Source organism: Roseateles sp. P5_E1, from assembly GCF_054049335.1.
Window position 1 is genome coordinate 62,480 of record NZ_JBFUMN010000019.1, and the last position, 24,818, is coordinate 87,297.

The 24,818-nt window shown below is 71.1% G+C and carries 21 protein-coding genes; all 21 read left to right on the forward strand.

Going from position 1 to position 24,818, the window contains the following annotated elements:
* Window positions 1-591, forward strand: a complete 591-nt coding sequence (locus ACXJKJ_RS16315) for a DUF4255 domain-containing protein (protein WP_056197052.1) — start codon at window positions 1-3, stop codon at window positions 589-591.
* Window positions 588-1,358 (forward strand): hypothetical protein, encoded by a 771-nt coding sequence (locus tag ACXJKJ_RS16320; RefSeq protein WP_457391016.1) that lies wholly within the window; start codon window positions 588-590, stop codon window positions 1,356-1,358. The genes ACXJKJ_RS16315 and ACXJKJ_RS16320 overlap by 4 nt, the downstream gene beginning before the upstream one ends.
* Before the next feature lie 31 nt (window positions 1,359-1,389).
* On the forward strand, window positions 1,390-3,258 hold the full coding sequence (locus ACXJKJ_RS16325) for a phage tail sheath family protein (RefSeq protein WP_457391018.1): 1,869 nt from the start codon (window positions 1,390-1,392) through the stop codon (window positions 3,256-3,258).
* A gap of 20 nt (window positions 3,259-3,278) precedes the next feature.
* On the forward strand, window positions 3,279-3,722 hold the full coding sequence (locus ACXJKJ_RS16330; RefSeq protein WP_056197049.1) for a phage tail protein: 444 nt from the start codon (window positions 3,279-3,281) through the stop codon (window positions 3,720-3,722).
* 13 nt (window positions 3,723-3,735) lie between these two features.
* Window positions 3,736-5,229 carry a hypothetical protein gene (locus ACXJKJ_RS16335; protein WP_457391020.1) on the forward strand — a complete coding sequence of 498 codons (1,494 nt, stop codon included), beginning with the start codon at window positions 3,736-3,738 and terminating at the stop codon, window positions 5,227-5,229.
* Complete coding sequence (locus ACXJKJ_RS16340; RefSeq protein ID WP_457391022.1) at window positions 5,226-5,702, forward strand: phage tail protein; 477 nt, start codon at window positions 5,226-5,228, stop codon at window positions 5,700-5,702. Before ACXJKJ_RS16335 ends, ACXJKJ_RS16340 begins: the two co-directional genes overlap by 4 nt.
* Window positions 5,699-5,842 (forward strand): hypothetical protein, encoded by a 144-nt coding sequence (locus tag ACXJKJ_RS16345; protein ID WP_457391023.1) that lies wholly within the window; start codon window positions 5,699-5,701, stop codon window positions 5,840-5,842. The genes ACXJKJ_RS16340 and ACXJKJ_RS16345 overlap by 4 nt, the downstream gene beginning before the upstream one ends.
* Complete coding sequence (locus tag ACXJKJ_RS16350) at window positions 5,839-6,774, forward strand: CIS tube protein (RefSeq protein WP_457391024.1); 936 nt, start codon at window positions 5,839-5,841, stop codon at window positions 6,772-6,774. Before ACXJKJ_RS16345 ends, ACXJKJ_RS16350 begins: the two co-directional genes overlap by 4 nt.
* A 17-nt stretch (window positions 6,775-6,791) precedes the next feature.
* Complete coding sequence (locus ACXJKJ_RS16355; RefSeq protein WP_457391026.1) at window positions 6,792-6,983, forward strand: hypothetical protein; 192 nt, start codon at window positions 6,792-6,794, stop codon at window positions 6,981-6,983.
* A 12-nt stretch (window positions 6,984-6,995) separates the two neighbouring features.
* On the forward strand, window positions 6,996-8,090 hold the full coding sequence (locus tag ACXJKJ_RS16360; protein ID WP_457391028.1) for a phage late control D family protein: 1,095 nt from the start codon (window positions 6,996-6,998) through the stop codon (window positions 8,088-8,090).
* 1 nt (window position 8,091) lies between these two features.
* The gene (locus ACXJKJ_RS16365; protein WP_457391030.1) at window positions 8,092-8,805 is read left to right on the forward strand and encodes a phage baseplate assembly protein V; all 714 of its coding nucleotides are present in this window, start codon (window positions 8,092-8,094) and stop codon (window positions 8,803-8,805) included.
* Between the two features lie 6 nt (window positions 8,806-8,811).
* Window positions 8,812-10,419, forward strand: a complete 1,608-nt coding sequence (locus ACXJKJ_RS16370; RefSeq protein WP_457391031.1) for a hypothetical protein — start codon at window positions 8,812-8,814, stop codon at window positions 10,417-10,419.
* A gap of 6 nt (window positions 10,420-10,425) precedes the next feature.
* On the forward strand, window positions 10,426-10,830 hold the full coding sequence (locus tag ACXJKJ_RS16375) for a GPW/gp25 family protein (RefSeq protein WP_457391033.1): 405 nt from the start codon (window positions 10,426-10,428) through the stop codon (window positions 10,828-10,830).
* Window positions 10,831-10,834: 4 nt separating this feature from the next.
* Window positions 10,835-13,099 carry a putative baseplate assembly protein gene (locus ACXJKJ_RS16380; RefSeq protein ID WP_457391034.1) on the forward strand — a complete coding sequence of 755 codons (2,265 nt, stop codon included), beginning with the start codon at window positions 10,835-10,837 and terminating at the stop codon, window positions 13,097-13,099.
* A 2-nt stretch (window positions 13,100-13,101) separates the two neighbouring features.
* Complete coding sequence (locus tag ACXJKJ_RS16385; RefSeq protein ID WP_457391036.1) at window positions 13,102-15,651, forward strand: phage tail protein; 2,550 nt, start codon at window positions 13,102-13,104, stop codon at window positions 15,649-15,651.
* Window positions 15,652-15,681: 30 nt separating this feature from the next.
* Window positions 15,682-15,993, forward strand: a complete 312-nt coding sequence (locus ACXJKJ_RS16390) for a hypothetical protein (RefSeq protein ID WP_457324972.1) — start codon at window positions 15,682-15,684, stop codon at window positions 15,991-15,993.
* A gap of 8 nt (window positions 15,994-16,001) precedes the next feature.
* Window positions 16,002-16,217, forward strand: a complete 216-nt coding sequence (locus ACXJKJ_RS16395; protein WP_457391037.1) for a hypothetical protein — start codon at window positions 16,002-16,004, stop codon at window positions 16,215-16,217.
* Window positions 16,214-17,131: a hypothetical protein gene (locus ACXJKJ_RS16400; RefSeq protein WP_457391039.1), complete on the forward strand. Its 918-nt coding sequence runs from the start codon at window positions 16,214-16,216 to the stop codon at window positions 17,129-17,131. Before ACXJKJ_RS16395 ends, ACXJKJ_RS16400 begins: the two co-directional genes overlap by 4 nt.
* 12 nt (window positions 17,132-17,143) lie before the next feature.
* Complete coding sequence (locus tag ACXJKJ_RS16405; RefSeq protein WP_457391041.1) at window positions 17,144-19,024, forward strand: hypothetical protein; 1,881 nt, start codon at window positions 17,144-17,146, stop codon at window positions 19,022-19,024.
* Between the two features lie 16 nt (window positions 19,025-19,040).
* Window positions 19,041-23,654, forward strand: coding sequence for a hypothetical protein (locus tag ACXJKJ_RS16410; RefSeq protein WP_457391042.1), 4,614 nt, complete (start codon window positions 19,041-19,043; stop codon window positions 23,652-23,654).
* 60 nt (window positions 23,655-23,714) lie between these two features.
* Window positions 23,715-24,818: hypothetical protein (locus tag ACXJKJ_RS16415; RefSeq protein ID WP_457391044.1), on the forward strand; the 1,104-nt coding region annotated here is incomplete at its 3' end.

Here is a 24,818-nt window from a genome sequence, read left to right on the forward strand (position 1 = left end):
ATGGCCAACGAATCCGCCCTCCTCTCCCTGGCCGAGTCGTTGGCCCGAAGGCTGGACAACGCCTGGACGCCCGAGCTGCGCGCGCGGCATGGCGACATGAGCTTCCAGGCCATCGGCAGCGGTGGCCTGCTGGCGGACCTCAACGTGCAGGGCGCGGTGCTATCGGTCTGGCCCTATCGCGTCACTGTCAACGAGCAGATGCGCAATCTGAGTGCGAGCGATGCACGCCGCACACCGGGCCTGTCCAACCGGCCGCTGTCGCTGGATGTGCACCTGCTGCTGTCCATCTGGTCGGCCAACACCGCGCTGGAGCTGGCCGCGTTTGCCTGGGTGCTGCGCGAGCTGCATCGCGAACCCATCCTTGATGCGTCGACGCTGTCCAGCAACGGCGGCTGGTCGGCCGAGGAGGTCGTGCAGCTGATCCCTGCCGAGATCACGGTGGAGGACATGATGCGCATCTGGGACGCCATCACGCCCAGCTACCGGCTGAGCGCGCCGTATGTGGCCCGCATCGTGCAGCTCGACGTCGAGGCGCCGGACGCCCTGCCCGTCGTGGCGCGGCGCTTCGACTATGGAGGCGTGCCGGCATGAGCGTGGTTTTCCACAGCATCGAGACCGACGTGCGCCGCGTCTGGGGCGCGCTGCGCTTCGTCGATGCCATGTCGGGCCACACCATCGACAGCCCGCTGCGCGTCGACCTGCCCGGCGCCCGGCTGCAGCGCAACCGCAGCGGTTTCTTCGTCGTCACGGCTCTGGACGATGCCGCCAATTTCGACGCCCGGCGCGACTATGAAAACGCCTTCGACCCCATCCCGCCCGCCCCGGCACTGTCACTGCCTGGCACGGTGAGCGACCCCGCCGGCCGCTATCTGCCGCGTCGTTTCACGTTGGCATTGCCCCGTTCGCCACTCCCAGCTGCACCGGCTGAAACGGCTCCGCTGTTCGAAGCCGCCACCATCACCCTCGACCCCACCACCGCCACCGCTCTCCTCCCCACATGGGCCGCCCTGCGCCTGAGCCTGCGCCGCGCTGGCGCGCCCGCGGCGCAGGCGGCCATCCGCGTGCACCGCAGCGGCAGCGAGGCCGTGCTCGGTCGCGGCATGACGGACGTGCGCGGCGAGGCGCTGGTGGCCGTCGTCGGCGTTGCGCAGATCACGCCCGGCGCCGAGGAACTGGTGGTCGAGACCGAGATCGCCGTCGACATCGTCGTCAGCGCCGACACCACGCTGGCGCCCGGCGCCCTCGTCGACCCCGACCTGCTGGCCGACCGCCCCCTGGGCGCCGGCCTGTCCCGACTCATCGTGCCGCGCAACCTCGCCAGCGGCCGCATCGAAGTGATGAACCTGACGCTCCCCTGAGCCCTGCTTGACCGATTGAAGGAGGCACACCATGCCCGAATACCTCGCCCCAGGCGTGTACGTGGAAGAAACCAGCTTTCGAGCCAAGTCCATCGAAGGCGTGGGCACGAGCACCACGGCCTTCGCCGGCCCCACGCGCAAGGGCCCCATCGCCACGGCCGAGCTGCTGCCCGAGATCCTGACCAGCTTCGCCGACTTCGAGCGCATCTACGGTGGCACGGCCAATCTCGACCTGCAGGCCGACGCGATCAACTTCCTGGCGCATGCCGTGCGGGCCTATTTCAACGAGGGCGGTTCGCGGCTCTATGTGGCGCGGGTGTTCCTGGCGCGCGGCGCCAACGACTCCGGCCTGGCGAGCACGGCCGACCTGCGCCCCGCCGCCGTCGCGCCCGCGGTACTGGCGGCGGAGGACGACACCAACCGCATCCGCTTCGTCGCCCGCTTCCCGGGCGCCAGTGGCAACGGCGCCGTGCCCACCCGTGAGCAGCCCCAGCTGCGCGGCATCCAGACGCGGGAAATCATCGCGCCCGCCCCGCAGCGCGTGCTGGACAGCACGCCCCTGGGCTCGCTCGCCCGCAGCGGTGTGGCCGCGCCCCACAGCTACTTCGTCAAGCGCGCCGATGGCTGGCATGCGCTGACCGACGCCGGCGATGGTGCCGTCACCGCACCCGACRCTGCCGCCCAGGCCGCCATCGCCGCCGCCGGCAACCAGGCCCAGCGCGACGCCGCGGCAGCCCTGCTCGCCTCCGTCTCGCTGATCACGCTGGCCGTCATTGCGACCGACGCCGATGGTGGCAGCCTGGCCATCGACGACCTCGGCTACGACCGCGGCCACCCACGCTGGCTCGGCACCGTGATGCCGCCGCAACCCAACCGGCGCGTCGACCAGATCGAGAACCTCTACGCCGCCAACCTCGGCAGCGCCGTCAACGCCTTCCAGCTGCTCGCCGCCCTGTTCCCGACCGCCGCCAACGCCACCGGCCGCCGCGGCTCCTTCGCGCTGACCGGCGGCAACGACGGCGCCGAGCCCATGGACGCCAGCTACATCGGCGCCTTCGCCGCCCTGGCCAAACTCGACGACATCGCCATCGTCGCTGCCCCCGGCTCCAGCGCCTATGCCGCGCGCGACGCCATCCGCAACTCGCTGATCACCCACGCCGAAGGCCGGCGCATGTACCGCATCGCTGTGCTCGACACCAACGCCGGCCTCAACGCCGGTGCCGCGCGCGAAGCCCGCGCCACCATCGACAGCAAATACGCCGCGATGTACTACCCCTGGGTCGTCATCGCCAACCCCAATGCGCGACCCGGGCGCGACGACATCCCGCGCGAGATCGCCCTGCCGCCTTCGGGTTTCGTCTGCGGCATCTACGCGCGCAACGACATCGAGCGCGGTGTCTTCAAGGCACCCGCCAACGAGATCGTGCGCGGCGCGCTGCGTTTCGAGCGCGACGTCAGCTTCGGCGAGCAGGAGGTGCTCAACCCGCTCGGCGTCAACTGCCTGCGCTACTTCCCGGGCCGCGGCTATCGCGTCTGGGGCGCCCGCACGGCCAGCAGCGACCCCGAATGGAAATACGTCAATGTGCGGCGTTACTTCAACTACCTGGAAGCCTCCATCGACCGCAGCACCCAGTGGGCCGTGTTCGAGCCCAACGGCGAGCGCCTGTGGGCCAACATCCGCGAAACCATCGCGCAGTTCCTCTACAACGAATGGCGCAATGGCGCCCTGCTGGGCGGCAAGGCCGAGGAGGCCTATTTCGTGCGCTGCGACCGCTCGACGATGACGCAGAACGACCTGGACAACGGCCGCCTGGTCTGCCAGATCGGCGTGGCGGCACTCAAGCCCGCCGAGTTCGTGATCTTCCGCATCGGCCAGAAGACCGCCGACTCGCGTGATTGACCAGCAGCAGGAGCACTTCCATGGCACGCAAAGTCCCCTACGGCGCCTTCAACTTCCTCGTCAACTTCGACGGCGCGGAAGCCTTCGGCGGCTTCTCCGACGTCTCCGGCCTCGGCTCCGAAATCACCGTGGCCGAGTACCGCTACGGCAACGACGCCGAGAACCATGTGCGCAAGATCCCCGGCGTCCACAAGGTCGGCGACGTCACGCTCAAGCGCGGCATCATCAGCTCCAAGTCGCTGTGGGACTGGGTCAAGGAGACCCGCACCACCGGCGTCAATGCGCAGAAGAACATCTCCATCACCCTGCTCGACGAGGCCCGCAACCCGGTGCAAGTCTGGCTGCTGCGCAACGCCATCCCGCTCAAGTACACCGGCCCCACACTGGCCGCCAAGGGCGGCGGCGACGTCGCCATGGAAGAGCTGGTGCTGTCGTCCGAAGGCCTGGAGATCGAGGCCGCGTGAGCGGGCCGCTTCCATGTACGGACTGAGCTTCGAGTCGACCCGCCCTGTCGAGCGCCCGCATCCGGCCCGCGCCGACATCGCGCTGTTCGTGGGCTGGACGACGCGCCGCGCCGGCGTGGCGCTGCCGCGCACGGTGTCGGACTGGCTCAACGCAAGGGGCTTCAAGGACGCCGCCGTGCGCGAGACCCTGCTCGGCATGCCGGCGCCCATCGACACCTGGGACGCCTTCGACAGCCTGTTCGACTGGCATGCCCGCGCCGTGCAGGGCCGCAGCGAACTCGCCGACGACTGGCTGGGCCTGGCGGTGCGCGACTTCTTCGCCAACGGCGGGCGCAAGGCCTATGTGCTCTGCCTGGGTCTGCCTTGGCCGCTGGGCTCGACACCCGCCGTGACGCTGTTCGACGCGCTGGACGTCGCCATGCAGCAGGCCTGGACGCTGGAGGACGTCAGCTTCGTGCTGGCGCCCGACCTGCCCGAGCTGCACGCGAATCTGAACCAGCCTCCCATCCCCGGCGACCCAGGCGTGGCTGCCGTCGTGCCCGAAGTCTTTGTCGAATGCGGCACGCCCACCTTCGCCACGCCGCCGACCAACGGCGTGCGGCAACTTGCGGCGCCGCGGCTGTCCGACGCGGCCTTCGAACTCTGGAACAGCAATGTGCTGAGGCTGCGCAACACGCTCGCGCGACAGCGCCGCGACCTGATGCTGCTCGTCGCCGCGCCGCTGGCCGCCCGCGACACCCAGGCCGCGCGCCAGCTCAGCGCCGCCATCACGCTGCAGACCAGCATGGTGGAGTGCGCCACGCCCTGGCTGCTGCCACTGCGCGAGGTGCGCACACCCGAAGGCCTGATCCCGCCCGATGGCGCGCTGGCCGGCCTGATCGCCGCTTCGGTGCTGGCCAATGGCCCGGTACGGCCGGCGGCAGGCCAGGCGCCCATGGGCGTGCTGGCCGTCGTGCCCCAGCCGCGCGACGAGGAGCTGCGCTCGCCCCCGCGCGGCCAGTTCGCCGGCTATCTGTCCAACCTCGACAGCCGCCGCAGCGGCTGGCCGCTGTCCGAAACCTTCGCCCTCTTCGGCCCCACGGCCAACGGCATCCGCCTGCTCAGCGATCCGTCGTTGAGCGCCGTGCGTGAATGGCGCAGCGCCGGCGTCGTGCGCCTGCTGGGCCAGTTGCTGCGCACGGCCCGCATGGTCGGCGCGACGCTCGTCTTCGAGACCTCCGGCGAAGCGCTGTGGGCGCGGGTGCGCAGCCGTTTCGAGGACATGCTGGCCAGCTACTGGCAGGCCGGCGCCCTGCGCGGCAGCAGCGCGGCCGAAGCCTTCAGCGTGCGCTGCGACCGCAGCGTGATGACGCAGAGCGACCTCGACGCCGGCCGCGTCATCGTGCTGGTGCAGTTCGCGCCGCAAGCCGCCATCGAGCACATCCGCATCGAGCTGGCCCTGGCCGAGGACGGCAGCGTCAACTGGCAGGACGCCGAGCCGCTGGCCCACACCGCGGAGGCTGCATGAGCGCCGATGCACGGGGCGCCCCGATCGGCGTGTTCAATTTTCATGTGTCCTTCAGCCGCGACCCGGTAGACGGCAGCGGCGGCGACGACGCGACGCTCTGCCAGGGCGCCTTCAGCGAGCTGACCGGCCTGGAAGCCACCATGGAGCCGCGCAGCATCCGCGAAGGCGGCCGCAACTGGGGCAGCGTGCAGCGCCCCGGCGGCGTCAACTTCGCCACCGTCGTGCTCAAGCGCGGCATCACCCGCTCGCGCGATCTCTGGCAATGGTTCGAGCTGCTGGGCCAGGGCGGCTATGTGAACCGCCTCAAGGCCGAGATCGAGATCCGCAGCGCAACCGGCGAGCGCGTCATGGGCTGGACCCTGCGCCGCGCCATGCCCGTCAAGTTCAAGGCCGCCGACCTCAATGCCCGCGGCACCGACGTGGGCGTGGAAGAGCTGCACATCGTCCACGAAGGGCTGGAGCATTCAACATGACGCTGCTGCAGTTCCGGGCCGAGCGCTGGGCCGCTCCCGAGCCGGCCCGTCTGGCGATGTGCTTGCCGGTCGAGCCGGCAAGCATCGCCGTCCACTCGGGGGACCGGCCAGCGTATTCGCTGGGCGAGGGGCTCACATGACTGCTCCCAATGTCGTGAAGGCCAAGATCGTCCTGCAAAGGAATGGGCAGGACATCGACACCGTCGAGGTGCACTTCAACCCGGTTTCGCTGCAGGTCGAGATCACCAACTCCACCAGCCCGCAGAGTGGCAGCGGCAGCACCACGCAGACGGCCACGCAGTCCAGCGCCAAGCTCGGCCTGGACCTGCTGTTCGACACCACCCACACCGGCGAAGACGTGCGCACCATCACGCGCCGACTGCGCGCCGCCGTGCGCTCGCCGAACGCCACCGGCACCCAGAGCGCCGAGTCCAGCGCCGCCTTCACGCCGCCGACGCTGCGCTTCGAGTGGGGCACCTTCACCTTCACCGGCATCTCGGACAGCTATCGCGAGACGCTGGACTTCTTCTCGCCCGAGGGCGTGCCGCTGCGCTCCAGCGTCGCGCTGGCCCTGAAGGAGCAGCCCAACGAGTTCAGCGCTCTGGAGCGCGACAACCCGGCCGCCGCCAACGCCTCACGCGCCCGCAGCAGCGCCTTCGAGGTGGCGGGCGGGCTGGGGGGCGCGGCCGGCATCGCGGGCCTGGGCGGTGACCTGCGCGCCGCTCGYGCCATCGCCAGCATGAATGGCGAGGTCAGCCTGCGCTTCTCGGCCGGCGCGACGCTGGCTGTCGGCGCCAAGGTCGAACTCAAGGCTGCGGTGTCGTTCGCCGGCGGTGCGGGTGTCGGCGGCATTGGCGCAGGAATCGGCGCGGGTGCCGGCATTGGCCTCTCCGCCTCCGCGCCGACGCTGCGTTTCGACGCCGGCCGCCTCGCCCCGCCACCAGCGGCCCAGCAACTCGCCACCGACGTCGGCGCCGGCTTCAGCATCGACGGCCGCGCCCTGCCCGGCGCCGCCGCCGGCCTGCGCGCCAACGTCGGCCAAGCCCCGCGCGCTCTGCGCTTCGACGACTGAGCAGGAGAGGAAAAGCCATGCCCGTCTTCATCGATGAATTCGTCGTCGACGTTCCGCCGCCGGAAACCACCGCCGGCCAGCAATCACGCGACGCCCAGGGTGCGACCAACGCCACGCCCACGCCGGCCTGGACGCCCGAATTCGCCCACATGCTGGACCAGCAACTCAGCGTCGCCCTCGAGCGCCGCGCGCGCCTGCTGGCCGACTAGGACACACCGGTCATGCCTCCCGAAACCACCGAACGCCCCGTCTCCTCGCGCACCGCCTACAGCGCGCGGCCGACGCTGCGCGTGGACGGCCAGGCCCTGCCCGCGCTGGATGACCTCGTGCGCACCTTTGCCGTCACCGAGGCCGAGGGCGGCATGAGCAGCTTGTCTCTGGGCATGGGCAACTGGGGCATGGTGGACGGCAGCCTGGGCCTGGTCTTCGACGCCGGCAGCCCGATCAAGCTCGGCGCCCGTATGCAGCTCTATGCCGGCGAAACCTCCGGCCCCACCGAGATCTTCGACGGCCAGATCCACGCCATCGAAGCCAGCGGCTCGGTCGGCGCGCCGCCGAGCCTGCTCGTGCTGGCCGAGGACAAGCTTTTCGCCGCCCGCATGAAGCGCCGCAGCAAGAGCTACGAGGCGTCGAGCGTGGAAGACGTTGTGCAGACCATCGCCAGCAGCCACGGCCTCACCGTCGATGCCACCGGCCTGCCCAGCGGCAACGCGCTGTGGGTGCAGCTGAACGAAAGCGACCTGTCCTTCCTGCGCCGCGTGCTGGGCCGCAGCGACTGCGAGATGCAGGTGATTGGCAGCACGCTGCAGGTGCGCAGCAGCGCCGACATGGACCGCGGCACGCTGGACCTGACGCTCTACAGCCAGCTGCAGGAGGTGCGCGTCATCGCCGACCTGTCCAGCCAGGTCACCGAGGTCATGGCGCGCGGCTTCGACCTGGCCGCCGGCAGCGACTTCACCAAGACCAGCACCGGCGCTCAACCCGGGCCGGGAAGCGGCCGCACGGGCGCCTCGCTGCTGACCGAGATCGGCATCGAGCGCAGTGAAAACCTCGGCGCCCTGCCCTGCCGCAACGACACCGAAGCCCAGGCCCTGGCCGACGCCGCCTTCGACCAGCGCGCCCGCCAGTTCGTGCGCCTGCACGGCCGCACCGAGGGCAATGCCGGCCTGCGCGTGGGCAGCCGCGTGAACCTGCACGGCGTCGGCCGGCGCTTCGACAACTGCTACGCCGTGGTCGAGGCGCGCCACCGCTTCGATCCGACGAGCGGCTATGTGACCGAGTTTGTCGCCCAGTCGGCCTTCATCGCCGACAACTGACATGGACCGCGCCCCCTTCACCTTCGCCCCCGCCGGCAACCCACCGGCCCTCGGCCCGGCCTGGCTGGGCGGCGGCGTCTTCATGGCCGACGTGACCGACATCAAGGACCCCGACAACCGCGGCCGCGTCAAGGTGCGCGTCCATGGCGTCGACGAGCAGAGCGGCGACGCCGAGATCTGGGCCATGCTGGTGGCTCCCTTCGCCGGCGACAACCGCGGCTCCTGGTGGGTGCCCGACGTCGGCGACCTCGTGGCCGTGGCCTTCGTGCAGGGCGACGCACGCATGCCCATCGTGCTGGGTGGTCTCTGGCATGGCGCGGCTTCACCGCCCGAGAGCATGGACGGTTCGGGCAACAACTTCCTGAAGGTGCTGCGTTCGCGCAATGGCGTCAAGGTCACCCTCGACGACCAGGACGGCCAGGAAAAGCTCATCCTCGAAACCCCCGGCGGCCAGAAGCTGACGCTGAAGGACGGCCCCGGTTCCTGCGAACTGGTCGACTCCAACGGCAACAGCATCAAGCTTGAGAGCAGCGGCATCACTGTCACCGCTTCGGCCACCGTCACCGTCAATGCGGCGACGGTCAAGGTCAGCGCCGGCATGGTGAATGTGGACGCCGGCATGTCCAAGTTCAGCGGCGTGGTCCAGTGCGACACGCTGATCACCAACGCCGTCGTGTCGTCGAGCTATACGCCCGGCGCGGGCAATATTTGGTGAACTGACATGGCAGCCGTCATGGACGTCCACCCCCACCACGCCGTCGCCGTGGGTGGGCCGTCGCGCCAGCACCCACATGCGCCGGCCGTCCTTGTCGACATCGAGGCCGGCGACTTCGTCGCTGCGCTCAGCGAAGCCATCACGTCCACCACTTGGCCCCGCTTCGGCTGGCCGGCCTCGCTGCCCATCGCCCGCCTGCCCGACCAGGGCGCCCCGCGCGCGCTGTTCCAGCCCATCCACCGCCGCTTCAACCTGATCCTGTTCGACACGCACTGCGAAGTCTTCGGCGCGCCGCGCCTGGACCCGAAAAAGATCGAGTCCAGCGGCTTTGTCGTGCGCCGCTGGGCCGGCCCGGATGACCTGAACTCCCAGGCCCTGGCTGACCCGCACAACTGGCAGGCCTGGCAGGCCGAGGGCTGGCGCAGCCTGCCCAGCGCCGCCGCCTTCGACGCCGATCCCGACCCTGCCCGCCGCCCTGCGCCACGCACCGGCAACCCCGGCGTCGATGCTCGCCTGGCCGCCCTGCGTGCCGTGCATCCGGCCGAGGCCGTGAGCCCGCTGCACGCGCTGATGCCCGCGGTCTGCGACGCCGCCAAACGCAGCCTGCTCTACGGCGTCGTGCCCACCAGCGAGGCGCTACGCAAGCCGACCGACGCCGCGGTCGACTACGCCGCCGCCCGCACCCCCGGCTCCACCGCGCGAGACAGCTTCATCGCCCATCTGTCGCCCTATCTGTCCCGCGCCAGCATTCGCCCCTTGCCGAACCCACGCGGCACCTTCGAGGCCACTTGGCTGAACGGCGATGTGCCCGTCGACGCCAGCGAACCTGACAGCGGCGACAGCGCCGCCATGCGTGAGCAGTTCGTCGCCTTTGTCCGCCAGCTCGCCTTGGAGTTCGACATCAACGGCCGCGGCACGGCCCTGCTGCTGCTGCTCGATGAATTGCTCATCGGCCGCAACGTGACCACCTTCGGCACCACGGAGCGCATCACCGCCGGAGCGTCCGGCTTCCTGCAAGCCTGCGTGCGCGTCGTCACGGACCTGGGCGCCAGCGCCGTTGACATCCCCGACGACTTCGGCCCCGTCCCCGCCGGCTGGCTGGACCGCTTCACCAACGCGGCCCTGACCGTGCTCGAAGGCCGCGCCGCCGAAGCGCGCACGCTGGAGGGTCGTTTCGACGACGCTGAGGCCCTCTACGCCATCCGCGCCTTCGTGCGCGTGCGCAGCGAGGCCGGCTGCCCGACCCGCCTGGTCTGGAGCGACATGACGCCGCTCTACCGCGTGGCCCCCTGGTTCGCCTCCACCGGCACGCCCCAGGCCCGCATCTCGCTGCCTGCTTTCGACCGCGCGTCCCTCGCCGCCATGAAGCCCAACGTCGCCTTCGACGTGCCGCCTGGCCTGGCCAACCTGCTGATGCGCAACAAGCCCGAGGACTTCATGAAGAAGCCGAAGGCGGTCAGCGAGATCGGCATCGGCTGGCTGTGCTCGTTCTCGATTCCCATCATCACGATCTGCGCCTTCATCCTGCTCAATGTCGTGCTGTCTCTGCTCAACCTCGTGTTCTTCTGGCTGCCGCTGGTGAAGATCTGCCTGCCGGTGCCCAAGAAGAAATAAGACACCATGGCCCGCAAGCTCGCCCCCGAACTCTCCCCGCCGATCGGCTTCCCGCTGCTTGGCCGGCCCGACGCCGACGGCCGCTGGGCCTGGCCGGGCTTGGCGCGCAGCGTGGCCGACGGCCTGCGCTGCGTGCTCGCCACGCGGCCGGGCGAGCTGCTGATGCACCCTGACTTCGGTGCCGGCGTGCAGGACTTCCTGAACCAGCCCAACAACCTCACCGTGCGCGCCCGCCTGCACGAGCGAATCAGTGGCGCTATAGGCCGCCTGGAGCCGCGCGCCCAGGTGGAGCGCATCGACGTGGACGAGGACCCCGAAGACCCGCGCGTCGTCCACATCGCCGTGCACTACCGGCTGCGCCGCACCTGTGAACCGCAGCGCATGGCGCTGGCCTTGACCCTGGGAAGCTGAGGACATGCCGCTGCCCATCCCCCTGCTGGACGACCGCCGCGCCGACGATCTCGTCGCCGACCTGCTCGCCCGCATCCCCGCCCACACACCGGAGTGGACCGACGCGCGCGTGGGCGACCCCGGCCGCACGCTGATCGAGCTCTTTGCCTTCCTCGGCGACGCCCTGCTCTACCGCGCCAACCAGGTGCCCGAGCTGCAGCGCTGCGTCTTCCTGAACCTGCTGGGCATGGGCCTCAAGCCCGCACGCATGGCCCGCGGCCTGGTCACGCTGCGCCTGCCCGACGAGGCCAGAGAGGCGCTGGACCTGCGCGAGCGCGCCACCATCAGCCGGCCCGTGCCCTTCGAGACGGCGCAGGAAATCAGCGTCGCGCCCGTCACTGGCGAGGTCTACCTGAAGCAGCGCGTCACGGCCGACGACCACCCCGAGCTGGCCGACACTCTGGCCCAGCTCGGCGCCCTCTACGGCGGCCGCACGCTCGACGCCTACCAGACCCAGCCGCTGTTCGCCGACGGCGCGGTCGACGCCGGCGTGGACATCGTGGCCGACAGCGTCGACGGCTGCCTGTGGATCGCCCTGCTGGCGCCCAAGCCGGCGCGCGGCGAATCCCTCATCACGCTGCGCCAGCGCTGCGTCCAGCAGCTGGCGCGCAACACGGCGGGTGCGGCGCGCCTGCTCAACATCGGCCTGGTGCCGGCGCTGACCGTGCCCGACGACCAGGAACTCGTCGGCGAGCGCGAGCGCATCGGCGTCAGCTGGGAGATCTCGGTCGGCGGCGCCCGCGCCACCGACTACCAGACCCTCGACCCTTCCGGCAACGACAGCACCGACGGCCTGCGCCGCGCCGGTGTCGTGCGGGTGCTGATGCCCGGCCCCGAGCTGATCGGCGTGGGCGACTCGGCCCGCGGCATCGACGCTGTCTCCGGCGTGGACGACGAACCGCCGCGCCTGGACGACCCCGACCGCGCCCAGCGCCTCGTCGCCTGGCTGCGCATGAAGCCCGCCGCTGGCGTGCAGCGCCTGCGCCTGAGCTGGGCCGGCCTGCACGCCGTGCAGATCGAACAGGGCGTGACGACCCAGGGCTTGGTGGTCGCGCAGACCTCCGGCCAGCCCGGCGAGGTCATCGCTCTGCCGCTGCGCAATGTCCAGCCCGACAGCCTGCAGCTCGAGATTGCCGAACCCGGCATGCAATACGCGGCCTGGACGCGCGTGGACGACCTGGCGCTGGTGTCGCACCGCGCCGAGCTGGCTCGCGACGCCCGCGCCTACGAGCTGGACGCCGAGTCCGGCCAGGTGCGCTTCGGCGACGGCATGCGCGGCCGCCTGCCGCCGCCGGGCTCGCGGGTGCGCATCGTCTCGGCCCGCTCCGGCGGCGGCCGCGCCGGCAATCTCGCGCCGGGGCTGCTGAAAGACATCGTCGCGACCACCATCAACGCCAGCGGCCTGCCCGGCGCCGTGGTCAACACGCTCAAACTCTCGCAGCCCGTTGCCACCCAGGGCGGCGAAGACGCCGAGGACGTCGATGCCGCCCAGCAGCGCATCCCCGCCATGCTGCGCCACCGCGAGCGCGCCGTGACGGCCGACGACTACGCCAGCCTGGCCCGCGAGACGCCCGGCATGGACATTGGCCGCGTGGAAGTGCTGCCGCGCTTTGCGCCGCGCACACGGGCCTTCGGCATTCCCGGCGTCGTCGCCGTGATGGTGCTGCCGGGCACGGCCAGCGGCGAGGTCGGCACAGCGCCCAACCCGCGCGCCGACCGGCCGCTGATCGAGGCCGTCCACGCCTGGCTGGAACCGCGCCGGCCGCTGGCGACCGAGCTGAATGTCATCGGCTGTGAATACCTGCCGCTGTCCGTTTCCATCGCGGTTGGCCTGCGCGACGGCGCGCCGCGCGAGGAGACGCTGGCGGCTGTGCGCCTGGTGATCCGGCGGCTGTTATGGCCACTCGCGCCGGGCGGTTTCGACGGCAATGGCTGGCCGCTGGGCCGCGCCCTGGCCGACCGTGAGCTGGAGGTCGAAGCCGCCCGCGTGCCAGGCGTGGCCACGGTGGCTGGCGTCAACCTCTTCACCGGCGGGCCGGGCGCCTGGGCTCTTGCCGGCCGCGACGCCAACGGCCTGCAGCAGGTCGCCTTCGCGCCGTGGCAGCTGCCGGAGCTGATGCAGGTGTTGGTGGAAGTGGGCAATGCACTGGCTACCAGCCTGGCACCGGATACGGCCTCCGGCAACGGCAGCAGCCGCGTGGCGGTACCGGTCATCGTGGACCTCTGCTGATCATGGACGCCAACTCGCAACGCTTCTGGCTCTGGTCGCGACCGGCGGACTGGGCCGTAGAAGACGGCTGCGCAATCGCGCCGCGCGACGCGACCCACGGCGGCGTGGAAGAAGTGCTGTCGCTGGCCTCGGAACTGGGCGTGCCGCCGATGCTCGACGGCGTCTCGCGCCTGGCCAGCGCCGAGACCGAGCTGGCCATGCTGCCGCTGCTGCGCGACCGCTTCGGCAGCTACGCCCGCTGGGACCCGCGGCCCACGCCCGAAGGCCCGGGCGGTTCGCTGATGGGCTTTGGCGCCTTCCCCGGCGAGGTGCCGCGCTACGCCACCTCGGCGCCCGGCGCGCCCACGGCGATGGCCATTGATGCCGACGATCGCATCGTCTTTGCTTTCGCCGACCGCGTGGAACTCTTCGACCTGCGCGACCGCCACGAGCCGGTGCGCCTGGAGCTGCCGCCGCTGTTCACGCCGCAAGCCGTCGCTTGCGATGCTCAGGGCGGGCGCTGGCTACTCGACCGCAACAACCGCCGCCTGGCCGTGCTGGTCGGCACACCCTTCCCCGAGCGCGGCGACGTGGTGCGCGACGCGGGCACCTTCCGCCCGCAGCCCGAGAACGCCGACGACGCGCGCCTCGAGCTGCTGCCCGAAGCCCTGCTCGATCCTGCGCTTCGCCCGGTGGCCCTGGCCGCCAGCCCGCAGGGGCGGCTGGCGGTGATCGCCTGGGGACCGGATGGCGAGCTGCATCTGAGCGTGTTCGACGGCTTGGAACGCAAGAGCGCCATCCTCGAAGGCGCGGAGTACGCCCACGCCATCGCCTGGCTAGACGAGGCCGACGTCGCCCTGCGCGTGTCCGACCTGGCCGAAGCCCTGGTCTACGCGGCCGACGCCACGACTCCGCAAAAACCCCTCGGCCGCCGCTACCCGAGCGCCGATGCCGCACCCGGCGGCTTTGTCGCCTCGCAGGACTGGCCGCCGCATCTGCCGCTGGTCCGCCCGCAGGATGTACCCGAGGCCGCGGAAAACGCGACGTTCAGCCGCGCCCTGGTGCCCCTGTCTTGGCGTGGCTTTGCAGCCAGCGGCACCGCGCAGGGTCGCACGGTGGACACGCAATCCCTCGATCTGGTCTGGCACCGCCTCTATGTCGAGGCCGTCATCCCGCCCGGCTGCGGCGTGCTTGTGGAGCTGCGCGCCTCCGAMGAAGACACGTTCAGCGGCACCTGGTGGCCGCATTGGTTCGGCGACGCCAGCGCCCTGCAGGCCGATCTGCCCACGGGCACGCCCCGCGCCGCCTGGCTGGCCTGCCCGAGCGAACTGGCCCATCACGGCAGCCTGCTCGGCTGCGCGCCACAGGCGAACCGCGTCGGCCTGTTCGGCGCCTTGGTGCAGCGCGCCGGCATGCAGCTGCGCGAGCTGCGCGGCCGCCGCCTGCAATTGCGTGTGACGCTCTATGGCAACGGCCGCGCCACGCCGCATGTGGCGGCCGTGCGCGTCTGGGGCGACCGCTTCTCCTATCTGCGTCGCTATCTGCCCGAGCTCTACCGGGACGATCCCGTCTTCGACCGCACCGCCAGCGGCGACGCCACGCGCCACGACTTCCTGGAGCGCTTCATCGGCCTGTTCGAAAGCGTGCTGACGCCGATGGAAGACCAGATCGCCGACGCCCGCGTTTTGACGGCGCCCGCGAGCACTCCACCCGATGCGCTGGACTGGCTGGCCCGCTGGACCGGCGAGCGCTTTCCATCCCGCCTGCCCACCGCACAGAAGCGCGCCTGGCTGGCCAACGCGCCGCTGCTGCGCCGCCTGCGCGGCACGCGTGGCGGCCTGGCATTGGCCCTGGACATCGCCACGGATGGCGCCGTGAGCCTGGGCCGCGTCATCGTGCTGGAGGACTTCCGCCTGCGCCGCACCCTGGCCACGCTGCTGGGTATCGACCTGGAGCGCAGCGACGACCCGCTGCTGCCCGGCCTCGTCGTCTCCGGCAATTCCTTCGTCGGTGACACGCTAACCCTGGGTGACGCCGACGATGCCGAGGCCCGCCGCGAGTTCCTGGCGCTGTTCGGCGAGGAGATTGATTCCGAAGCCGAGCGCGAGACCGTCGCCAGCGTCTACGAGCGCACCGCCCACCGCGCCACCGTGCTTGTCCACGAAGGGCTGGATGCCGACCTGATCGCCATGGTGCGCAACCTGGCCGAGGAGATCGCGCCGGCCCATGTCCTCGTCAAGGTGATGGCCGCGCGCGAGCCCTTCATGGTCGGCATCGCCTCTCTTGTCGGCGTGGACAGCTATCTGCGCGCGCCGGTGCCGCTGGAGGTGGCGCGCATCAGTCGCAGCGGCGTTGGCCGCGGCGACCGCATCACCGGTGGCGGTGCGCTGGACTGGCGGCTGGACGACAGCGCCGGCCTGGTCGCCTTTGACGGAGCACCACGCGCCCATCTGGACGCCGCTGCCATCGGCAGCCCGGGCGGCAATCTGCTGCTCGACGGCCGCCGCTCCGAACCCCCGCCCGACGGCGTGATCGCGCGCTGGCGCTTCACGCGACTTTCTGCCCCCGAATAACCCAGCCTCAACCTCCCAAGGAGTGCCACCATGGCCAAGCTCGAAATCAACGTTCCCTTCGAAACCGACCAGCCAACCGTCGTCGTCGAGGTCGACCCGCGCAGCCCGCTGGCCCGCGGCCGGCACAAGTTCCAGCTGGAGGTCATCGACGACTCGGGCAATGTGTCGCTGCCAGACGTGGTCGACATCATCGTGGCCGACCGCGAGCGCCCGACCGCCGTGATCGCCGGCCCGCAGGTCGCCGACCTCGGCAAGAACTTCGAGCTCAATGGCTCCAAGTCCTTCGACATCGGCGGTGTCATCAAGAGCTACCGCTACACCTATCTCGGCCCCGTGCGGTGAGACCCGCCATGGCCGTGCTGCCTGTCGGCAAGCCACTGGAGCAGGAGAAACCGGTGCTGCTGGTCGAGAACAAGCTCGCGGCCGGCAAGCACCGCTTCACCCTCGTCGTCATCAACGACAAGGGCGTGGAGAGCGAGCCGGTGTCGCTGGACGTGAGCGTGAGCACGGGCCTGATCGTGCCGCGCCCTCCGGTGACGCCGATTGACAGAGGACTGATCCCATGAACGCCCTCGATGAAGTCGATGCCCTGGAAGCCGCCGATCGCCTGGACCGGCCCGACCGCCCCTTCTACGACACCGGCGTACTGCTGGGCAGCGACGACTTCCGCGACGAGCAGACCTACCACCGCTCCCGCCTGGCGCGCGCCCTGGCCTACCTGGCCGGTGCCGGCACGCTGATCGGACTCAAGGCCGAGGCGGTCGCCAACGAAGCAGGCACCGAGCACGAGCTCAAGGTCGGCGCCGGCCTGGCCATCGACCGCCTGGGCCGCCTTATCGAAGTACCGCGCTCCTGGTGCGTGCGCCTTGAGCCCTGGTTCCTGGCGCAGCCGGCCGACGCCATACGCGCCGCCCATGGCGCGCAGGGCGTGGTGGCGGATCTCTTCGTGCGCTTCACGCCCCAGGCCCGCGGCCGCACGCCCAGCTTCGCCCAGGGCGCCTTCGACGCCACCGACGCCCTGGTGCCCAATCGCGTGCGCGATGCCTTCCGCTTCGAGCTGGTGCTTCGGCCGGATGCGAAGGGCGCACCGACCACCGACTTCCTGCCCCGCTCGCGCTTCGACGAGACACGCACGCTCGCCGATCCATCCAAGCGCCCCGACGACCTGCACCGTGCCCTGCTCGATGGCTGGGACGATGAGAGGAACCCGCACGCGCGAGATCTTGCTCGGCCCGACGGCGAGGCCTTGTCGCCGCTGCCCGAGCATGGCGAGACGACCGACGACACGGCCTCGCTCGTCGACCCCGTCTCGATCTTCCTCGCACGGTTGGTGGTCCCAACCGCCGAACTTCCCGCGGACGTGCCCGCCGGCTCGCGCCCCACGCCCGACTTCGCCGCGCTCGCCACCGCCGGCATCGACAACCTCAGTCGCCGCTTCGTCTACCCAGCCGACGCGCTGGCGGCCGTCTTCGGTATTTGATTGGAGACCGCCATGGCCATCCAGAAAGCCCCCCAGGTCTCAATCGGCGCCGCCAGCGGCACCCAGCGCACCGTCGTCAGCGTCGACACCGCACGCACCTTGCGCGAGGCCAATCTGATGGTGGAGGAGTCGCACCGCGTGCGGCCGCGCTGGTTCGACGGCAAATTCCTCGCCGCGCGCGACCTGACCCGCGAGCAGTCCTATTTCCTGGCCCGCCAGGCCGGCTTCGCGCGGGCGCTCGGCGCGGGCGTGGTCGAGGGGCTGGAAGTGTCCCAGGGCAGCGTGGCGACCGAGCTGCAGGTCAGCCCGGGCTTTGGCTACACGACGGCCGGCGAGCTGGTCGCGCTGACCGGGCCGGTGCGGGTGTCCCTGGCCCAGCTCTTCCAGCTGCAGACGCTGGCCCAGCAACTCAGCGGCAAGAAGAAGCTGCTGACCCCGCCGCTGCGCAACCGCACCGGCATCTTCGTGCTGGGCCTGCGCGCGCTGGAGTTCAGCGCCAACCCGGTCTCCAGCTACCCCACCGGCCTGGATGCCGAGCGCACCGTGGAGCCGGGCGACATCGTCGAGGCCAGCGCGCTGACGCTGCATTACGTGGCCGACGCACCTGGCGACCGCGTCGACGCGCTGCGCGGCGAGCTTGCGCRCGAGGTCTTCGTGCAGCAGGCCGGCCCCAGCCTGCCGGCCGAAACCCTGGCCCTGGCCCTGGTGGCACTGACCGGCGACACGGTGCGCTGGATCGACGTCCACCTCGCCCGCCGCACCGCCGGCCAGTCGCACGCCGACGTGCTCGGCTTCGGCTTTGCGCCGCGCCTGCTGCGCGAGGCCCACCTGGCCCAGTACCAGGCGCAGCTGGACGACGTCATGAAGCGGCCCCTGGGCGGACGGCCCAGCGCCGCCCAGTTCTTCTCCGCCCTGCCGGCCGCGGGACCCCTGCCAGCCGCGGCCGTCAACACGGCGGACTTCAGCCAGAGCTGGCTGCCCGCCGGCATCGATGCTGAGCTGACGTTGGTGCCGCAGGACGAGATCGCCATGCTGGTCGAGGAGTCGCTGACCCTGCCGCCCATCGACCTGCAACTGGCCGCCCAGGCCCAGGCCTCGACCTTCGTCAGCATCCTCGTGCCCGTGCCCCGCGAGGCCCTGGCGCAACGGGCGCGCGAGTTGCAGCAGCGACTCACGCGCGCCCTGGTCGTACCTGCCACGCGGCTGGCCCTCAGGCGTTCACCGGCGGAGTCGCTGCGCCTGCTAGAGAACACGCGACTGGTGAAGACCGGGCTGTTCCCGCCGCCGGCCATCACCGACCCCGTCGACACCGCCTGGGCCAGCCTCGTCAACGCCCAGACCACCCTCTGGTATGCCCGGCGGCGCAATGTGTCGCTACGCCCCGAGGTGGAAGGCGTGGCCGTCGCCGTCATCAACGAAGGCCCCAACCCCGACAACATCATCCGCGAGCGTTTCAAGGCATTGGGTGAAACGGAACGCGTGGACAAGCTGCTCGCCCGCTCCGACTCGCTGGCKCGCGCCGAGGCGGTCAAGCTGCTGTCCGCCACCAAGTTCTCAGAGCCGCTGATGGCTCACGCCGCGCTGGCGCAGTTGGAGGCGCACAAGACCATGGACGAAGCCGCAGTAGCCGAGGTCGCCACGGCGCTGAACACACCGGGCGTGGCCGACGGCCTGGCCAAGCTGGCCGCCCAGCGCCCCGACCTGCTGGAAGACAAGGAGGCCCTGCACAAGCTCGCCGGCAGCGAACAGCTGCTCGACATGGGCCGCACGCTTTCGCGCAGCAGCGGCCAGGAGGCGCAGCGCCTGTCGGCCGACATCAAAGTGCCGGCGCGCGGCAAGGCCAATCTCGACAAGGTGCTGGCAGCGCGCTTCATGCCTGCCAAGCCGCGTTGAACCGGAGCCCATCACCATGGCCAGCGACCGCAGCACCCCCGCCCTGGACGGCGCGCGCATCGTCGCGCTGAAGGTCACGCCGCCGGCCGGCACCGGCCAAGGGCAGCGACTTGCCCTGGGCTCCGGCGAGATCGCCGTGGCCGTGCAGCCCCGCCTGTCCAGCCGCACCGCGCCCGATGGCGAGCGGCGCATGAACGCCTTCGCCGGCCGTGCCCTGACCGCGCCGCTGCTGGAGGCCGAGCAGAACCAGCGGGCGCGCCGCATCGCCCTGCTCAATCGCGCCCTCAGCGCCGGCGTGGTCGAGGGCCTGGCCCTGGCTTTCGATGACGACGCCATCGCAGCGATTGATACCGCCGCTGCGCCGCCGCCCGCAGCCGGCCTGGATCTCGACACCGCGCGCCGCATCACCATCGAGCCCGGCATGGCGCTCAGTACAGGCGGCGAGGAGGTCATCGTCCCCGCGGCCTTCTCCTTCGACCTGCTGGACCTGCCCGTCGTCGCACCGCCCTGGCTGCTGTCCAATGCCGACCCGGCGCCCGCCATGCCGGCAGACGCCGACGGCAGCGTGCTGTTCGCCCGCGCCACCGGCCGCAGCCTGCGCACCCTGCTGGCCGCCGGGCGGCCGCTGCCGCAGGTGGGCATCGTCGTGCTGGAACCCATCGAGCACCGCGTCGTTCAAGGCGCCGATCCCTTCGACCAGTGCGAGCGCGACCTGGACGCCGAAGCCTTCGAGGATCAGGTGCGCCAGGACGCTACGCGCCCCGTCTTCTATGCCTGGCCCGACGAATGGCTGCCCCTGCCCGCGCCTGGCAACACCTGGCGCAATGCGCTGGCCCATGCCGTCTTCGCCCGCGAGGCCCAGCTGGGCAACAGCCAGAGCATGCCCTGGCATGCCRGCGGCGTGCCGCTGGCGCTGGTGGCCGTCAACACCGCCTGGCAGCCGCTGTTCGCCGATCGCGCCGCCGTCGCTCGCCTGGGTGGCCGGCCGCGCGCCGAGGCCAATGCCAGGCTCGGCGCCGGCACGCGCTTCCTGTGGCAGGCGCGCATCGACCAATTCACCGAACACCTGACCGAAGCCGCCGCAGCGGGGGATGACACGGTGGCCCTGGGCGACCAGATGCTGACGCTGCCGCCCGCGGGCCTGCTGCCGCGCGACGCCGTCAACGCCCGCGCCGCCCGGCAGGTCTTCTTCCCGTCGACGCTCGACGTGGTTGCCCTGCCAGTGCCGATCGAGCAGCTGGACCTGGTGCTGGAAGCCGCGGCCGGCCTCTCGCCCATCGACCTCGCCGTGCGCGACAGCGTCTGCGTCTACGTGCCGGTGCCACAGACGCTGTTCGACCCCCAACTGCTGCTGACCGAAGTGGCCGACGCCGATCACAAGATCGCCGACGCCATCGAACGCTATGTGGACGACCGCGCCGACTGGCTGCGCCGCCGCCAGCGCCAGCGCAAGCAGCGCGAGGCGCTGAGCATCGCCGCCGACGGCCCCGACAACACCGACACCGTGCCCGACCCGCAAGACGACCCGCTGCGCGTCGAGGACGAACGCCTGCTGCCCCTGCTGCCCGCACCGACCGGCCTGCTGCATCGCTCTGCCAATGTGCGCGGCCTGCACCAGCATTTCCTGGACCACGCCACCGAGACCCTGGCCGTGCGCCCTGGCGATGTGCTGTTCGCCTGGGTGCAGCTGGACCGCGAGTTCCCGCCGCGCACGCTGATGCTGCAATGGCAGATCGCCAACAGCTGGGAACACCGCGCCTACTGGGGCGAAAACCTGATCGGCTGGGGCTTGGACGGCACGCCGTCGCGCCTGCAGCAGTCCACTGACCAGCCGCCCATGGTGCCCACGCCGGGCCGTTGGCATCGCCTCGAAATCCCCGCTGCGGCGCTGGCGCTGGAAGACACAAGCGTCGGCGGCGTGGCCTTCACGCTCTACGACGGGCAAGCCCTGTTCGGCCCCGTGGGCGTGCTGCGTGATGGCGCCGAGACCGTCTGGCTCGACCAGAAGACGCGGGACTCCGGCACGCTGCGCGGCGAAGGCGAGTCCTGGGACTTCGTCGACCCGGGCGATGCCGACACAGCCTTCGAGAACGCCTACGACACCAGCGCCAACGCGAAGGGCGAGCGCGAGTCCGCCGAGCTGACCACGCTGCTGGCCGACCCGCTGATCGTCGGCCGCAAGCTCGCCCCCATCACCGGCGACGACAGCAAGCTCGACCCCACCGAGGCCGACGCCATCAAGCGCGGCTTCCAGCCCCTGGCTGCCCTGATCCAGGCGAACGGCCTGCGCCAGACGGTGGCCGACCTGTCCGGCCGCATCGACGAGGCGGACGACGCCGTCAACCTCGGCTACTTGCGCGTGCAGACCGACATGTACCGGCTGCGCCAGACGGTGCTCAAGCAGTCCCAGGCCAGCCGCTTCGCCGTTTCGCCCGCGCTGACCCAGATTGCCGACCTCGACAACGCCAGCGCCACACGCGAGCAGCTCTCGGACTTCTATGGCACGGTCAAGAGCGAGACCCAGCTGAAGCGCCCGGATGGTGCGACCGCGCCGCCGATCTTCCCCATCCGCACGCGCACCGGCGGCGTTGCGCCGGTCCCCATGCCGCGCGGCATCGCCCGGGCGGGCGCGGGCGTCGCCGAAAGCGCGGCGGCGCTGAACGTGACCAGCAATGTGGGCATCGGCAGGAGCGTCGGCGGCTTCATGACACCCGCGCCATCGCCGATCCGGGTCATCGAAACGCCCATCTCGGCCTTTACGCCCGTAGCGCCGCGCATCAGCGGCGTCATTGGTGGCGGAAGCGTTGGCGGCATCATCGGCGGCCAGGTCGCACTCGACCCGCGCATCAATCTGGCGGGCCTGGTGCCGCTGGCCCCCGTGGCCACAGCGCCGCCGCCCAGCACCAAGGTCACCGACTCCTCGGCGCTGACCGGCAAGGCGGAGATCCGCACCACCTCCATCGCCTCGCGGCTGGAGCGCCCGCGGGCCATCGAGGCCAAGGACTTCACCGTGGCCACGCGGCTCGAAGTCATCAGCAAGCTCGCGGCGCTTGGCCTGGACCTGGACGAACTGGAGGTGCCCGGCATCGCGCAGAAGCAGACCGTCAACGGCGTGGTCAAGGAGTTCGACCCCGGCGGCCAGCCGCTGCGCGCCACGCCGATCAAGCTCGGAGCCCTGCGCATCCGTTTTGCCGACATCAGCTTCGACCCCGACCCGGAAGACAAGGCCCGGGATGAGTCGGCCTACTTCCTCGGCGGCGTGGATCTGTCGGACCACACCATCGCCGTACTGCGTGCCGCCGAAGGCATCGTGCGCAAGTACCGCGACGCGCTGGCCCGTTGCCAGAAGTCGCTGGCGGCCATTGACACGAGCCTGGGCGGGCTCGCCTCACGCCTGGCCCTGGTCGATCGCGAACTGGCCGAGTCGCGCCAGGACGTCGCCACCGCCCGCGCCCTGCTTGCCGAAGACCAGCAGCGCGCGGCGGCACTGAATGCCTCACGCGACGCCATCATTGCCGAGCACGTGAAGTTCCTCGCCTTTGCGCGCGCCCGCATCGGCAGCCGCACGGTGGCCCTGCCGTCGCGCCTGCTCGATTCGGCCCTGGAGCCCGACGCCGTGCCCGCCTGCCTGGCCGACCACGACGACCCTCCCGGCGACGTGGCCGCCATGATCGGCATCGTGCGGCAGGCGCCGGTCGACTGGTTCCCGGCGATGCGCGCCCACCTGAGCCTGCTCGACACCCACTTCGTCGCCGACCGCGTGCTCACGGCCCTGCCTCTCACGGCCACGGCCATCACCAGCAGCAGCTTCAGCGCCCTGACCCTGCTCAACGGCCTGGCTGGCAGCGCCAGCCAGCAGGTCGCCTTCAATGCCGTGCGCGCCCAGGCCGAAAGCGTCAGCCTGGCCCGCAGTGAAGCGCTCCCCTTCGCCGCGGTGGCCCTGTCGTCGGCCAGCCTGGGGCTGGTGGGCAAAATCGATCTCATCGCCAGGAGCGCGTCTCTCGCCGACCTGGCAGCCAGCAATGCCGAGCGCAACCTGCTGAACCGCCGCGTGACGGAAGAGCTCGCACGCATTGCCCAGGTGGCCACCTGCCTGCACGCCCGCCTGTCCACGGTGCGCGCCGGCGTCCGCCTCGACTGGGCCGAGCGCTTCAGCCAGTTCGATACGGTGGGCGACCTGGGCGATCTGTCGACGCTGCCCCACTTCGCCGAGTTGGACCGCGATGACCGCGAAGACATCCGCGACCTGGCGTCCTGGCTGCGCCGCCGCGCGGACGCGAGCCAGCCGCGCGCCGTGGCGCTGATGGCGGCGCTGGTGCGCGTCTGCCTGCTGGCGGCCAGCCACAGCCCGGCCGGCCAGTTGCTCACCGGCCGGCTGGTGCGACCGATTCCCATCCACCCAGGCGTGCGCTTCGAGGTCCAGCCCTCGCTGCCCGACCGGCTGCGCGTGGGCATGAAGGTGCAGCTGATGGACCCAGTGCTCGATGCCTCCCACGGCGTGGCCCGTATCGCCGCGCATGCCGTGGTGGCCGACATCGTCGGCGGCATCGCCCATGTCAGTGTGACCCAGACCGTGCAGGCCGGCTTCACGCCGAGCGCGCGGTCCACGGTGAACTTCCTGCTGGGTTGATGAGCCATGGCCGCGGCCGAGATCACCGTCCAACGCCTGCGACTGAGATCGCGGTCAGCGGTGCCGGGCCTGTTGCCTAACGTGGAGGACGCGCTGCGCGTTTCGTCCAAGCCGGCTGCGTTGCTGAATCGCTTTGTGCTTGTGCGCCGACTGCGGCTTCGCGTGGCGGCAGGTGCCAGTGCGCAGGCCTTGGCCCTGCAGCTGGAGCGGGCCTGGCAGCAACTGGCAGCGCAGGCCCAGCCCATGGAGCAGGCGAGCGAGACGGCCGAAGCGGTGTGGGCGCCTGGCCTGGCAGTGGCGCGCCAGGCGCTGTTGCGGCGATGGCTGCGCGGTGAGGACGCCAAGGCCTGGTTCTGGCAGCGGCTGATTTCACCGCATGTGGACGGCGCATGGCCGGCGCGTGCCGTGGCGCTGATGCTGATGGCAGATGACGAAGCGCCCGGGCCTTGCACCCTCGCCGGGGCGCGGCGGCAGGCCCTGCAAGTGCGTGCGCTGCTGGCGCTGGTCGCTGAGCACAGGCTGGCGGCGCAGTTCATCGAGGCCATCGCCGATGCGCAAGCCCTCGCCGTCCTGAGCCTGATCGAAGCGGCAGATGAGGACCCCCAGCTGGCTCATCGGCGGCTTCACAACGAGTCGCCTGCGCCGCCTGCCGTGACACCGCGGGCACGGCTGCTCGAGCTGATGACAGCCATGTCGGCCTGCGCTGAAGACGCGCTCATCGAGCTGCGCGTCACGTCGTCAACCCTGCCGAATGCTCTGCAGGCGGAGGCAAAAGCGCTGGCAGCGCATCCCGACGAAGCAGCGCCTGCAGCGTCCCGACGCCCAGAGGGCATCGCCACCGAAGCGCCTGCGGCTCAGGCCACCACCAAACCAGAGCCTCACGCCCTCCTCAGCAACGGCCTCGCCAGCCTCTGGTCCGGCCTCTGGCTGCTGCTGCCCATGCTGCTGCGCCACGGCCTGGACGACGCCGATGATCCGTTGGCCGCCTGGGCCGGTGCAATGCGGGCCGCCTGCAGGCACCTGCACATTCCGGACGACGACCCCATCCACGCCGCACTCGCCGGGCTCGACCTGCCCGTCGCCGCAGACCCGCGCTGGCTGCGCGCCGCTCGCCTGGCCGCCGCCCACGACGCCCGCCTGCCCCTGCTTCGCCTTGCTCGCCGC